Genomic DNA, 13,136 nt, shown 5'->3' with positions numbered 1-13,136 from the left:
AAAAGGCGCCACTGGCGCCTTTTTGTTGTTTTGTTCGGCTGATGGCTATTTAGCGCACGACCAGAATGTCGCAGGGCGCCTTGTGCAGGAAATGCTGCGCCAGGCTGCCGAGCAATGCCTGGGAAAAGGCGCTGCGGCCATGGCTGCCGAGTACCAACAGCTCGCTGCGGCGGGTTTTCAGCTGTTCCTGCAGTTTGCGCAGAATGCCGCCTTGTTGCACCGAATGGGTCAGGCTCGGACCATCGGCGGGCAGGATCTGTGCTTCGTCCTGCAGCAGCTGGTCGATCAAGGCGCGCTGGATCTGCAACTGCGCCTCGACTTGCTTGGCCGTGCCCTTGTCCGGCTCGAACACGTGCAGTGCATGCAGTTCGGCCGTTGCTGGCAGCAGGCGATAGGCCTGCTCCAGTGCGCTGCAAGCGCAGAGGGAGAAGTCGATGGCGGCGAGGGCGCGCTGGTAGGGCTGGGGTTCATTGCGCGCCACCAGCAGCAGCGGCACGCTGCAGTTCCTGGCGATACGGTCCAGGCTGGTGCCGGAGAAGAAATCATGGCGCTGATGGTGGGCGCCGAGTACCAGCAGGTCGCAACCCAGTTCCTGCACTTGCTGCAGCACCATCTCGGAAGGTTTACCGCTGATCAGGCGCAGTTTGCTGCCCGGCGGGGCGTATCGGGTCAGGCTGCGGTCCAGAGACTGCTGGGCCTGCTCGTGCTCCTTGCTGCTCTGGGTGGGATCGAGAACGTGCAATATCGTCAGCTTGGCGTTGTGCTGCTGCGCCAGCTGGGTGGCGCGGCACAGGGCCATATCGGCCGTGTCGCGCAAATCATGGGCAATCAGGATATGGGTGAACATTGGGGCAAATCTCCGGCCGATGGATGTCGGCGATTTATTATCCATCAAGCAATAGTCGTTCTTTTGATTCAAGGCAAGGCCAGGCGTCAGTGAACACGTAATTGATAGAGGCCGCGACTCTCGGCCACTATTTCGCCACTGGCGTCGGTCAGCTGCAATTCCAGCAGGTAATCGGCCTTGCCCTTGGATTGCGCCTCGCTCTGCAGCCGGTCGATCTGCTCGGCATCGAGCCGGGCCTCGACGTGAATATCGGCCAAGGCCGGACGGCGAAAGCGCAGGTTCATTTCCTTGATCACCGGGTAGAAGCGCTGGCTGTCGAAGCTGGTGAGAAACAGTGCACCACCGGGGATCTCCGCCAGGGTGAAGAGTGCGCCGGCGTACATGCTGCCGATATGGTTCTGGTTACCGGTAAGCGGCATACACAGACGCACGTGGCCCGGTTCGAGCACTTCGGCCTTGAGACCGCTACGTTTAACGAAGGCGATCTGCTCTTCGGTGAGTTGGCGCACCAGTTCAATAGGCATCGGCATCGGCATTGTTCGGCTCCCTGGGTGATGGTCAGGTCAACTTAAAGGTTGAGCGGCCGTTGGGTAATGACCGCAATGCCAGCCGCGGATTGACCGATTCGTTCAGACACCTTGCTCACGCAACCAACCGAGTAATTGCGGCAGCGGCAGCGCCCCACTCTGGCGGGCCACTTCAAGACCGCCCTTGAACAGGATCAGGCTGGGGATCGAGCGAATGCCCAGTTGGCTGGACAGTTGCGGGTTGGCCTCGCTGTCCAGCTTGCCCAGGCGACAGCGGCCCTGCAGTTGGCTGGCCGCCTGGTTGAAAGTCGGCGCGAAGGCCTTGCAGGGGCCACACCAGTCGGCCCAGACATCCACCAGCAACGGCAGGTCGCCCTTGAGCTGGCTGGCGAAGTTGGCCTGGGTCAGTTCGAACGGTGTACTCGCCACCACTGCATGCTTGCAGCGCCCGCAGCGCGGATTGTCGCCCAGGCGCTCGGCGGGGATGCGGTTGAGGCCATTGCAGCTTGGGCAGGGGATCAGCAGCGGGTTGGACATGAGCGACTCCAGAGACGGGATAGCCCTTATCTGGAGTCGACCGGTGCACTTATCAAGGCTGATCCCGCCGGGTGACCTTCAATCCCCGGCGGCCTGCAGTGCCTGTTGCAGGTCGGCAAGAATGTCGTCGCTGTGTTCGATGCCGACCGACAGGCGCACCATGTCGCGCGGCACCCCGGCCTTGGCCAGTTCCTCGTCGTTGAGCTGGCGGTGGGTGGTGGACGCCGGATGGCAGGCCAGCGACTTGGCGTCGCCGATGTTGACCAGGCGCACCACCAGTTTGAGCGCATCGATAAAGCGCGCGCCGGCCGCCTGGCCGCCGACGATGCCGAAGGATAGGATCGAGGCCGGTTTGCCTTGGCAGTATTTTTGCGCCAGCTCATGCTCGGGATGATCGCTCAGGCCGGCGTACTTCACCCAGGCCACCTGCGGGTGTGCCTTGAGGAATTCAGCCACCTTGAGCGCGTTCTCGCAGTGACGCTCCATGCGCAGGGCCAGGGTTTCCAGGCCTTGCAGGATCAGGAAGGAGTTGAAGGGTGAGATGGCCGCGCCCATGTTGCGCAGCGGCACCACCCGGCAGCGGCCGATGAAGGCGGCCGGGCCGAAGGCCTCGGTGTAGGTCACGCCGTGGTAGGAGGCGTCCGGGGTGTTGAGCAGGGCGAAGCGCTCCGGGTGCTGGGCCCAGGGGAACTTGCCGGAGTCGACCACGATGCCGCCGATGCTGGTGCCGTGGCCGCCCATGTACTTGGTCAGCGAGTGCACCACGATGTCGGCGCCGTGTTCGAACGGCCGGCAGAGCATCGGCGTGGCCACGGTGTTGTCGACAATCAGCGGCACGCCATGGCGGTGGGCCGCGTCGGCCAGCGCTTGCAGGTCGATGATGTTGCCGGCCGGGTTGCCGATGGACTCGCAGAACACCGCCTTGGTTTTATCGTCGATCAACGCTTCCAGGGCCGCGATGTCGTCATGGGCGGCGAAGCGCACTTCGATGCCCTGGCGCGGCAGGGTGTGGGCGAACAGGTTGTAGGTGCCGCCATACAGCTTGGCCACCGAGACGATGTTGTCGCCGACTTCGGCAATGGTCTGGATGGCATAGGTAATGGCCGCCATGCCGGAAGCCACGGCCAGCGCGCCGACCCCGTTTTCCAGGGCCGCCACGCGCTTTTCCAGGACGTCGGTGGTGGGGTTCATGATCCGCGTGTAGATGTTGCCGGCGACCTTGAGGTCGAACAGGTCGGCGCCGTGCTGGGTGTCGTCGAAGGCGTAGGAGGTGGTCTGGTAGATCGGCACCGCCACCGCCTTGGTCGTCGGGTCGGGGCTGTAGCCGGCGTGGATGACCAGGGTTTCCAGTTTCATGCGGGCGTTCCTTCAGGCGATTGAAAGAGGCGCAGCATGGCGAGGGAGGCCAATCCGGGTCAATGATCTGCGGCAATAAAATTGCAGCGACATCAGCTCAATTGATGCGGACCAGATGTCGCGCAATCGCTCACACCGGCGTCAGTGGCCAGAACCAGGGGATGACGAAGCTGGCGACCACCCAGAGCAGCAGATTGAGTGGAATGCCGATCTTCATGAAGTCGGTGAAGCGGTAGCCACCGGCGTTGTAGACGAAGGTGTTGGTCTGGTAGCCGATGGGCGTGGCGAAGCTGGCGCTGGCGGCGAACATCACCGCCACCACGAAGGGCCGTGGATCGACGCCCAGGTGCTGGGCCAGGCCGATGGCGATGGGGGTGACCAATACCGCCACGGCGTTATTCGACAGCATCTCGGTGAGGATCGAGGTGAACAGGTAGATGAACGACAGCATCAGCAGTGGCCCGGCCCAAGGCATCAGGCCCATGACGTTCTCCACCATCAGCTTGACCAGGCCGACCTTGTCCATGGCGATGCTGATCGCCAGCATGCCGAAGATCAGGCTGAGGATCTTCCAGTCCACTGCCTTGTAGGCGTCTTCCACGTCCAGGCAGCGGGTTGCCAGCACGGTCACCGCGCCGATGATCGCCAGGCCTTCGATGGGCATCACGCCGAAGGCGGCGAGCAGCATCACCGACAACGTGGCAATGATCGCAATCGGTGCCTTGTCGCGGCGGAAGGCGCGCTCCTGCACGGCGTTGAGGCTGATCAGTTCGCCATTGTCGGCGAAACGTTTGATTTGCGCTGGGGTGCCCTCGACCAGCATCACGTCGCCGAATTGCAGCTCGAAGTCGTCGAGGTTGCCCTGGATATTCTCATCCTGGCGGTGCACGGCGAGCACGGCGATGCCGTAGCGCGCGGTCAGGTCGAGGTCGCGCATGGGCCGGTGGCTGTAGCGTGAATTGCGCCCGACTATGGCCTCGGCGAGGATCACGTCGTGGCTGCTGATGGTCTCGAAGGCGTCGCCGCGGTTGAAGGTCAGATGGCCGCTTTCACGCAGCTCCACCACGTTTTTCACCTGGCCATGCAGCAGCAAGCGGTCGCCGCTGGCGAGCGGGGTGTCGTGGCCCGGCTCGGTCAGCTCCTGATCCTCGCGAAACAGCTTGAGCACCTGCAAGCCGTTGCCGCCGTTGAGGTTGGCCTCGCTCAAGGTCTTGCCGATCACCGGCGAGCCGTGTGGCACCAGCAGCTCGGTCATGAAGGTGCGATCGAGGTCGGGGCGCAATTGCTTGGACAGGGTTTCCCGATCCGGCAGCAGATGGCGGCCGATGGTCAGCAAGTAGAGCATGCCGACCGTGGCGAGGATCAGTCCGGCGCCAGTGATCTCGAAGATGCCGAAGGGCTCCAGGCCAGCCTTGCGTGCCACGCCGTCGACCAGGATGTTGGTCGAGGTGCCGATCATGGTCAGGGTGCCGCCGAGGATGGTGGCGTAGGACAGCGGGATCAGCAGCTTCGATGGCAGGGTGTTGGCGCGGCGGGCCAGGGCGATGGCCACCGGGGTCAGGATGGCCACCACCGGGGTGTTGTTCAGGCAGGCGGAAATCACCAGGGCGGTGAGCGTCAGGCCGGTGAGTACGCGAATCGGGCTGGTGCCAACCAGGTTGCCCAGCCAGTTGCCCAGGGCGTCGATGCAGCCGGTGCGCTCCAGGGCGGCCGACAGTACGAACATGCAGGCGATGGTCACCGGCGCCGAGTTGCTCAGCACGCTGAGGACTTCCTTGGGTTCGAGCAACTGGGTGACCAGCAGCGCCGCCACGGCAATCGCCGCGACTATGTCCGGGCTCCACTTCTCGCGCACGAAGGCATACAGCAGCCAGACCAGCAGGGCGCCGACAAACAGCAAGGGCAGGGGTAGCGAGTCCCAGAACATGAACGTCCTTAGCGTGCGAATCTTGTGTGAGGTAGCGGGCACGCTCAAGGGCGGCCACGCGAGGCGCTGAAGATAAGGGTTGCGGCTTAGAGAGTCTAAGAATGTTTGAGAAGGTTTATATGCCTTTTCGGTTTAATAGATAAGGCTGTACCGCTGCTCTGCTCGTGCACTGTCTCTGTGTCAGCCGGCCATTGGCCAGTTAGGCTCGGGTTTTCGTGAAGGAGATGACCGATGCGCCAGTTAGGCATTCTCGGTGGCATGAGCTGGGAGTCCACCGCGAGCTACTATCGCCTGCTCAATCAGGGCGTGCGCGAGCGCCTCGGCGGCCTGCACTCGGCGCCCTTGCTCCTGCATTCGGTGGACTTCGCCGGGATCGCCGAGCTGCAGCAACTGGGCGACTGGGATGCTGCGGGGCGGCAGTTGGCGACTGCGGCCCAAGGGCTGGAGCGTGCCGGTGCGACGGCGCTGCTGCTGGCGACCAACACCATGCACAAGGTGGCGCCGGCCATCGAGGCGGCGCTGGACATTCCCCTGCTGCATATCGGCGATGCGGTCGGTCAGGCGCTGCAGCGCCAGGGGGTCACGCGCGCGGCTTTGCTCGGTACCCGTTTCACCATGCAGGAGGCGTTCTACCGTGAGCGCCTGGCCGAGCGCTTCGGCATCCAGGTGGTTGTCCCCCTTCCCGCGCAAATGGACGAAATCGATCGGGTGATTTTCGCCGAACTGTGTCAGGGCCAGTTCCAGCACAGTGCTCGGGCGTTCTACCTGGATTGCCTGACGCGCTTGCATGAGCAGGGCGCCGAGGTGGCGATTCTCGGTTGCACCGAGATCGGCCTGCTGCTCGAAGGCGCGTGCGCGGCGCTGCCGTTGCTCGACAGCACCGAGCTGCACGTGGCGATGGGGCTGGAGTGGTTGCTGGGGCCTGCTACGACGAACAGCTGATCTCCAGGTGCTTGCCCCATTCCGGCGGGCGCTGGGCGTAGCGCTCGAAGCCGGGTTGCTCGTCGAACGGTCGGCTGAGCACCGCGTGCAGTTCGCGTACCGGGCCATAGTCACCTTGCTCGGCGGCGTCGATGACTTGCTGGGCCAGGTAGTTGCGCAGGATGTACTTGGGGTTGGCCGCGTGCATGCGCGCGCGGCGCTGTTGCTGATCGCCACCATCCTGTTGGCTGCGGGCACGGTAATCATCGGCCCAGGCATCGAAGCCGTTGAGGTCGGTGAAGTCTTCGCGCAGGCGGGCCAGAGACTGGTCGGGCGCGCTGTCGCCCAGTTCGCGGAAGAAGAGGGTGTAGTCCACCGCGCTGCTCTGCATCAGTTGCAGCAGGCGTTGGATCAAGGCGTCGTCGCCGGCATCGCTGCTGAGCAAGCCCAGGCGGCGGCGCATCAGGTCAAGGTAGTGGGCCTGGTACAGCGGCAGGAACAGGCCCAGGGCCTCGCGCAGGGCGTCGACCTCGACCAACGGAGTCAACGCCTGGCCCAGCGCCGCCAGGTTCCACTGGGCAATCGGCACCTGGTTGCTGAAGCTGTAGCGCCCGGTGTCGTCGGAGTGATTGCAGATGTGCTTGCTATCGAAGTCGTCGAGGAAGGCGTAGGGGCCATAGTCGAAGGTGATACCGAGGATCGACATGTTGTCGCTGTTCATCACCCCGTGGCAGAAACCATAGGCCTGCCAGTGGGCGATCAACTCGGCGTTGCGCTCGACCACCTCGCGGAACATGGCCAGGTAGGGTTCCGGCTGTTCTTTACACGCGGGGAAGTGGCAGCTCAGCACATGCTCGCCGAGTTGTTTCAGCAGGTCGTGCTGCTGGGTGTAATAGAAGTACTCGAAGTGGCCGAAGCGCACATGGCTCTGCGCCAGGCGCAGGATCATGGCCGCGCTTTCCTGTTTCTCGCGCCATACCGGGGTGCTCGACGCGGTGACGCACAACGCCCGTGAGCTGGGGATGCCGAGGGCATGCAGGTGTTCGCTGGCGAGAAATTCACGGATCGATGAGCGCAGCACCGCGCGGCCGTCGCCCATGCGCGAGTAGGGCGTCTGCCCGGCACCCTTGAGGTGCAGATCCCAGTACTCGCCGGCCTGGTTGACCACCTCGCCTAACAGCAGGCCGCGGCCATCGCCCAGGCGCGGGTTGTAGCTGCCGAACTGATGCCCGGAATAGACCATGGCCCGCGGCTCGGCCTCGCTCCACAGCGTGTGCCCGGCGAACAACTGGGCGAATACCTCGCTCTCGGCTTCGCCGGGGTCGAGGTCGAGCAGGGCCATGGCCTCCTGGCTGACCACCACCACGCGCGGCTCGGCAATCGGCTCGGGCAATATATGGGTGGAAAAGGCGTCGCCGAGACGGGCGAAGCGATTGTCGAAGGTCAGGTCGGTAAGCGACTTCAAAGTAAGACTCCAGCAGGACAGGGCACTGCGACGATCCGCACGTTGCTCGGACGGTAGACCCCGAGCAACGTCAGATGTTTACGTCGGATCGATACCAGGCGTCGTTGGGGTGATCGGATCCTGGTCGGCTTCAGGTTCGGATTCGAGTTTAAGTGTGGGTTTGTGCACGGCCTCGGGGTCGGGCTTGGCGGGTTCGCCGAGCGTGCTCTTGCCGGTGCCCAGGTTGAGTTCCTGGCCCTGCAGGTTCTTGACCATGACTTCGACCTGGTTGAAGGCCATCTCGACGTCGTTTTCGCGGAAGGTCAAGGCGATGCGGGTGAGGATTTCATCGGTGGAGGCATTGCGGTCGCCCAGTTCGCGCACATGGAAGCGCAACTCGTAGTCGAAGGTGCTGGGGCTGATGGTCAGGAAAAACAGCAGCGGCTCGGGATCGCGCAGCACCCGTGGATTTTCCTCGGCCGCTTGCAGCATCAGCTTGCGCGCCAGCTCCAGGTCGGTCTCGTAAGCCACGCCGATCTTGATGATCACCCGGGTGACGGTGTCGTTCAGCGACCAGTTGACCAGCTGGTCGGTGACGAAGGTCTTGTTCGGTACGATGATTTCCTTGCGGTCGAAGTCGGTGATGGTGGTGGCGCGGATGCGGATCTTGCTGACCGTGCCCGACAGATTGCCGATGGTCACCACGTCGCCGATGCGTACCGGGCGTTCGAACAGGATGATCAGGCCGGAAATAAAGTTGGCGAAAATCTCCTGCAGGCCGAAACCCAGCCCGACTGAGAGCGCCGCCACCAGCCATTGCAGCTTGTCCCAGCTGACCCCGAGGGTCGACAGGGTGACCACGAAGCCGATGGCGACAATCGCATAGGACAGCAGGGTGGTGGTGGCGTAGGCGCTGCCCTGTGCCAAATGCAGGCGCGACAGCACCAGGACTTCCAGCAGGCCGGGCAGGTTGCGCGCCAGAGCCACGGTGATACCGACGATGATCAGCGCGCTGAGCAAGTCGCTGAGGCTGATCGGTACCAGACTGGCGTTTTCGCCGCTGCCGCTGCTGTATTCATAGAGACTGATGTTGTCCATGTAGGCGAACACTGAAATCAGGTCGGCCCAGACCCAGTACAGTCCCGCAATGAAGATGCCCAGCAGGGCCAGGCGAATCAGCCGTAGCGACTGCTGGTTGACCTGTTCGATGTCCAGGGTTGGTTCTTCGATCACCACGTCGCCGCTTTCGCCTTCGCTGGCTTGTTGCGCCAGGCGCTTGGCGGTGGCGCGCTGGTAGGCCAGACGCCTGGCGGCGACGCCGAGGCCACGGACGAAGGCCGCTTCGACGAATAGCCAGATGATCAGCAGGTAAAGCGTGTCGATCAGCCGGTCGCTGAGTTTCAGCGCGGTGTAGTAGTAACCGAAGCCCACCGCGATGATCAGCGCCAGCGGCAGCAGGCTGAACAGCAGGCCGAGGAATATCCGGAATGCCGAGGCTTGCTCGCGGGCCGGGCCACTCAGCAGCAGTTTGTGCAGCATCCAGGCCATCAGGCAGTAACAGCCCAGCACCACGGCAATCCCGATGACATCATCGGCCAGGCTGGCGGGTTGGTGTTCGGCAACGGCGACGACGCCGGCCAGGGCCAGTACCACCAGACCCAGGTAACGAATCTGTCTGTGGAGGAAATTTACCTGCGCTCGTGGCCAGCGGAAATGCAGTTCGGCCACGCCACCCGGGGCGAGGATCCGGTAGACGGTGTAGAACACCAGCCAGGCCTGGGCCATTTCGAACATGGCCGCCCCGAGGTTGGCGTTCTGTCCGCGGGCGTCCATCTGCAAGGCGAAACCGCACAGCGCCAGGAACAGGGTGCCGGGTAGCGCCAGCAGCATGTTGAGGAAAACGGCCAAAGGTGTGTGCAGCTGGCTGTCGCGCTTGAAGTGGCTAATGTCCTGATGCAGTTCGCTGAGTTTGAGGTACAGGTAGCTGCGTTTCCACAGTAGGAGGCCGATCAGCAACAGCAGCGGCAGAAACAACAGCGGCCGCTCGACCAAACCGGCGCCCAGTTCGCGCAGGTTGGATCCCCAGGGCAGGTCGGCAATCTGCCGTTCCAGCAAGCGTGGCACGCTTTTGAACCAATCGAGATCCAGGGGCTTGTTGCTGGGGATCCAGAACATCTGCTCATCCAGGGTCGCGCGCAAGGCACCGGCGGTGCTTTGCAGCTGTTTCTGGTTGAGTTGCAGGGTGATCGATTCGTTGAGCAGCGCATTGAGCTCACGGTTGAGACGGTTGAGCAGCTCGCGGCGGGTGCTCATCAGTTCAAACAGGGTCGCGCGCAATTCCGCGGTGACGTTCTCGGCGGGCTGCTTGGCGAGCAGCTGCTCGACATAGTCGCCGGGGTTGCTGAGTTGCTCGCGCTGCTGGGTCAGTTCGAACTGGTAGAGGCGAATGTCGGCAATTTCGTCGGCCAGGCCTTTGTCCAGCGTCAGCTTGGGCAAGGCCTGCTTCTGCTGGTAGAGGATCTTCGACAGCAGCAGGCTGCCTTGCAGCACACCAATCTGTTCGTCCAGCGCTTGATCGCTCTGGTTGAGCGCGTCTAGTTGCTGGCGGGTTTGCAGGTTCTGCTGGGTCAGCTGGTTAAGGCGTTCGGTGGAGCGTAACAGGTAGTCGGACAGCTTGAGGTTGCGCGTGCTGACGCTGGTCAGGAGCTTGTCGGAGCCGGCTTTTTTCGCTTCGATCGATTGTTCGGCGACGGTTTTCTCGGACTGTGCCCGGCGTTTTTCGTTGACCAGCGATTGCAGCTCGAGCAGTTCCTGCTCCAGACGCTTGATGCGTTCATCGAGCAAGTCGCGCTGGCTGCTGCCAAGGTCCTGCAGCAGGCTGTTACCTGCCAGTTCCTCGCGCCGCAGCTGGGTCTGCGCATTGAGCGCGGCGAGTTCCGCGTTGAGCAGGTCGCGGCGCTCGGTAGTCAGTGCTTTGTTGGCGTCTTTACCGTTTTTCAGGGCAGTGTTGATCTCCTGAATCCGCGTCTGATTGCTGCTGATCTCCCCCTGTGCCCGTTCGGGACGGGTCTGCGCGGTGATGATCAGACTGTTGGCGTCGATGATCTGCTTCTGCCAGTCGTTCAACTGAACATTGCGCTCGCTGAGCAGTTGCTCCAATTGCGGCACAGCCGTATCGGCATAGCGCGGGGTAACCGGGGTGGCTTGGCTGGCTTTGAGGCGGGTCAGTTCGCGCTGCGCTTCATTGATCAGTTGCGGCGCCTGCTCGAGTTGCTGTTTGAGATCGACCAGGCGTTTTTCGCTGTAGGTTTGCTGATTGAGCAGCTCGAGGGTCTTCTCCAGGGTCTGCTTGAGCGCCAGCTGCTCGGTTTCCGGCATTTTGCGCTCGGCCAGGTTTTCCAGGTTGCGCTGCACATCGGCGCTTTTCGGCGACTCGGCCGCGAGACTCAAGGGCGTACTCAGGCAAAGCCCGAGCAGAAGTACGACTAGATAGGGACGTAAAGAGGGCATGGTCGCGATCGTGCTGCTGGAAAAGAGGTTGAGTCTAACAGGCTGCTGAAAAGTGCGGCGCAGCAGGTTGGCAGCAGCCGGTCAGAGAAACAGCCCTGGCCCTGGACGGCTACCTTCGGGGAATTTGACGCCGACTTTGCGGATCTTGTTCCCCTCCATCGCCGCCACTGTCCAGAGCAGGCCCTGCCATTCGACCTGATCGCCGATCACCGGTTCGCCGCCGATCTGCTGGGCGATAAAGCGGCCTAGCGCTTGCTGGCCGTTGATGTCGGCCAGTTTCAGGCCGTACAACGCGGCAACCGCGCCGAGTTCGGCGTCGCCTTCCAGGACAAAGTCGCCGAAGAAGCGCAGGTCCTGGCCACGCTTCGGTGCCTGGCTGAACAGTTTGCCCAAGCCTGGCAGGTCGTGTTCGTGGCCAACCACGCAGAGCAAGTCGCCGGCTTCGAGGCGGGTGCTGCCAGAGGGGTGGAGCAGTTCCTTGCCGCGAAACAACGCGGCAATGCGGGTGCCCTCGGGCATCTTCAGTTCGCGCAGGGCGGCACCGATGCACCACTTCTCCGCGCCCAGCCGGTAGATGAACAGTTCCCACTGGCTGGTCGGGTGCACGTCCAGACCGGCGCGCGATACCGGTGCCGGCTCTGGCGGCACGGTGACGCGCAACAGCTTGGCGGCCCAGGGCAGGCTGGTGCCCTGCAGCAGCAGGGAGACCAGGACGATGAAGAAGGCCACGTTGAAGAACAGCTGGGCATTCTCCAGGCCAGCCATCAGGGGGAACACCGCGAGAATGATCGGCACCGCGCCACGCAAGCCAACCCAGGCAATAAAGACGCGCTCGCGGTCATGGAAGCCTTTGAATGGCAGCAGGCCAATCAAAATCGACAGGGGGCGGGCGAACAGAATCATCCACAGGGCCAGGCCCAGCGCCGGCAGGGCAATCGGCAGCAGTTCATGGGGCGTGACCAGCAGGCCGAGTACCAGGAACATGCCGATCTGCGCCAACCAGGCCAGGCCGTCGAGCATGTGCAGGATGCCGTGACGCGAGCGGATTGGCCGATAGCCGAGCAGCAGGCCACACAGGTAGATGGCCAGAATGCCGCTGCCGCCCACCACATTGGTGATGGCGAAAATGATCAGCCCGCCGCTGACCACCAGCAAGGGGTAGAGGCCGTTGGCCAGCTCCATGCGGTTGACCAGATTCAGTAACAGCCAGCCGCCGCCCAGGCCGAACAGCGCGCCGATGCCGAATTGCTGCAGCAGTTGCAGGGGCAGCGCCCAGCTCAAGCCATCCTGGCCGCTGGCAAGCATGGCGATCAGGGTCACGGTGAGGAACACCGCCATCGGGTCGTTACTGCCCGATTCGATTTCCAGGGTAGCGCTGACCCGCTCGTTCAGGCCGCGCCCGCCGAGCAGGCTGAATACCGCGGCGGCGTCGGTGGAACCGACGATGGCGCCGATCAGCAAGCCTTCCATCCAGCTCAGGTTGAACAGCCAGGCGGCGGCCATGCCGGTCAGCCCGGCGGTGATCAGCACCCCCACCGTGGCCAGCGACAAGGAGGGCCACAGGGCTACGCGGAAACTGGAGACGCGGGTGCGCATGCCGCCATCGAGCAGGATGATCGCCAAGGCCAGGTTGCCCACCAGATAGGCCAGTGGGTAGTTTTCGAAGAGGATCCCGCCTGGGCCATCAACGCCAGCGAGCATGCCGACCGCGAGGAAAATCACCAGGATGGGAATGCCGAAGCGCGCGCCAAAGGCGCTGACCAGAATGCTCAAGGCCACCAGCAATGCACCGATCAAGAACAGATTATTGATGGTGCTGGCGTCCAAGGAGGTACTCCGGGTCGGAAGGCGACTGCATCGATATGCATGGTGCGTGCCAGCGATTCTAACCTGCGTCTTCGTCTCACTGTCAAGAAAACCCCCCGCTCATCAAATGGGGGCGTCCGCTGGTGGTTTGCTGTGTTTGAGTGCCTAGGGTGGGTTAGCGGCGCGGGTGGAAGGGGGGCGTTTTGCCTCGCAGGTCGAGCGCCGCGTAACCCACCAGGCGTTAGCCCGGTCGGCGGCAAT

9 protein-coding genes are annotated in these 13,136 nt (G+C 63.1%); 1 reads left to right on the top strand and 8 read right to left on the bottom strand.

The features are described from left to right. Positions 1-49: 49 nt before the first annotated feature. The 5 genes from VCJ09_RS21185 to VCJ09_RS21165 form a co-directional block, all read right to left on the bottom strand. On the bottom strand, positions 50-847 hold the full coding sequence (locus tag VCJ09_RS21185) for a universal stress protein (RefSeq protein ID WP_324732008.1): 798 nt from the start codon (positions 845-847) through the stop codon (positions 50-52). A gap of 86 nt (positions 848-933) precedes the next feature. Then, positions 934-1,377, bottom strand: a complete 444-nt coding sequence (locus tag VCJ09_RS21180; RefSeq protein WP_324734708.1) for a PaaI family thioesterase — start codon at positions 1,375-1,377, stop codon at positions 934-936. Between the two features lie 99 nt (positions 1,378-1,476). After that, positions 1,477-1,911 carry a thioredoxin TrxC gene (trxC, locus tag VCJ09_RS21175; RefSeq protein ID WP_324732007.1) on the bottom strand — a complete coding sequence of 145 codons (435 nt, stop codon included), beginning with the start codon at positions 1,909-1,911 and terminating at the stop codon, positions 1,477-1,479. 78 nt (positions 1,912-1,989) lie between these two features. Beyond that, on the bottom strand, positions 1,990-3,267 hold the full coding sequence (locus VCJ09_RS21170; protein ID WP_324732006.1) for a bifunctional O-acetylhomoserine aminocarboxypropyltransferase/cysteine synthase: 1,278 nt from the start codon (positions 3,265-3,267) through the stop codon (positions 1,990-1,992). 130 nt (positions 3,268-3,397) lie between these two features. Then, positions 3,398-5,194, bottom strand: coding sequence for an SLC13 family permease (locus VCJ09_RS21165; protein WP_324734707.1), 1,797 nt, complete (start codon positions 5,192-5,194; stop codon positions 3,398-3,400). Positions 5,195-5,425: 231 nt separating this feature from the next. Between VCJ09_RS21165 and VCJ09_RS21160 the strand changes: the two genes are divergently transcribed. Next, positions 5,426-6,136: an aspartate/glutamate racemase family protein gene (locus VCJ09_RS21160; protein WP_324732005.1), complete on the top strand. Its 711-nt coding sequence runs from the start codon at positions 5,426-5,428 to the stop codon at positions 6,134-6,136. On the opposite strand, the gene selO is transcribed toward VCJ09_RS21160, so the two are convergent. The 3 genes from selO to VCJ09_RS21145 form a co-directional block, all read right to left on the bottom strand. Then, entirely contained in the window at positions 6,120-7,580 is a 1,461-nt protein-coding gene (gene selO / locus VCJ09_RS21155; RefSeq protein ID WP_324732004.1) for a protein adenylyltransferase SelO, read from the bottom strand. The two genes, VCJ09_RS21160 and selO, sit on opposite strands and share 17 nt — an antisense overlap. 78 nt (positions 7,581-7,658) lie before the next feature. Beyond that, complete coding sequence (mscK, locus tag VCJ09_RS21150) at positions 7,659-11,069, bottom strand: mechanosensitive channel MscK (RefSeq protein ID WP_324732003.1); 3,411 nt, start codon at positions 11,067-11,069, stop codon at positions 7,659-7,661. A gap of 81 nt (positions 11,070-11,150) precedes the next feature. Further along, positions 11,151-12,896: a potassium/proton antiporter gene (locus VCJ09_RS21145; RefSeq protein ID WP_324732002.1), complete on the bottom strand. Its 1,746-nt coding sequence runs from the start codon at positions 12,894-12,896 to the stop codon at positions 11,151-11,153. Between the last annotated feature and the right edge of the window lie 240 nt (positions 12,897-13,136).

Source organism: Pseudomonas paeninsulae (assembly GCF_035621475.1).
In the GTDB taxonomy this organism is placed as follows: Bacteria; Pseudomonadota; Gammaproteobacteria; order Pseudomonadales; family Pseudomonadaceae; genus Aquipseudomonas; species Aquipseudomonas paeninsulae.
This window is presented reverse-complemented; position numbering and strand designations above follow the sequence as displayed.

What these genes read in the sequence shown, in the direction of transcription:
- trxC (WP_324732007.1), bottom strand. Translation starts at nt 1,911, where the DNA reads ATGTCCAACCCGCTGCTGATCCCCTGCCCAAGCTGCAATGGCCTCAAC.
- VCJ09_RS21170 (WP_324732006.1), bottom strand. Translation starts at nt 3,267, where the DNA reads ATGAAACTGGAAACCCTGGTCATCCACGCCGGCTACAGCCCCGACCCG.
- VCJ09_RS21165 (WP_324734707.1), bottom strand. Translation starts at nt 5,194, where the DNA reads ATGTTCTGGGACTCGCTACCCCTGCCCTTGCTGTTTGTCGGCGCCCTG.
- VCJ09_RS21180 (WP_324734708.1), bottom strand. Translation starts at nt 1,377, where the DNA reads ATGCCGATGCCTATTGAACTGGTGCGCCAACTCACCGAAGAGCAGATC.
- mscK (WP_324732003.1), bottom strand. Translation starts at nt 11,069, where the DNA reads ATGCCCTCTTTACGTCCCTATCTAGTCGTACTTCTGCTCGGGCTTTGC.
- VCJ09_RS21160 (WP_324732005.1), top strand. Translation starts at nt 5,426, where the DNA reads ATGCGCCAGTTAGGCATTCTCGGTGGCATGAGCTGGGAGTCCACCGCG.
- VCJ09_RS21185 (WP_324732008.1), bottom strand. Translation starts at nt 847, where the DNA reads ATGTTCACCCATATCCTGATTGCCCATGATTTGCGCGACACGGCCGAT.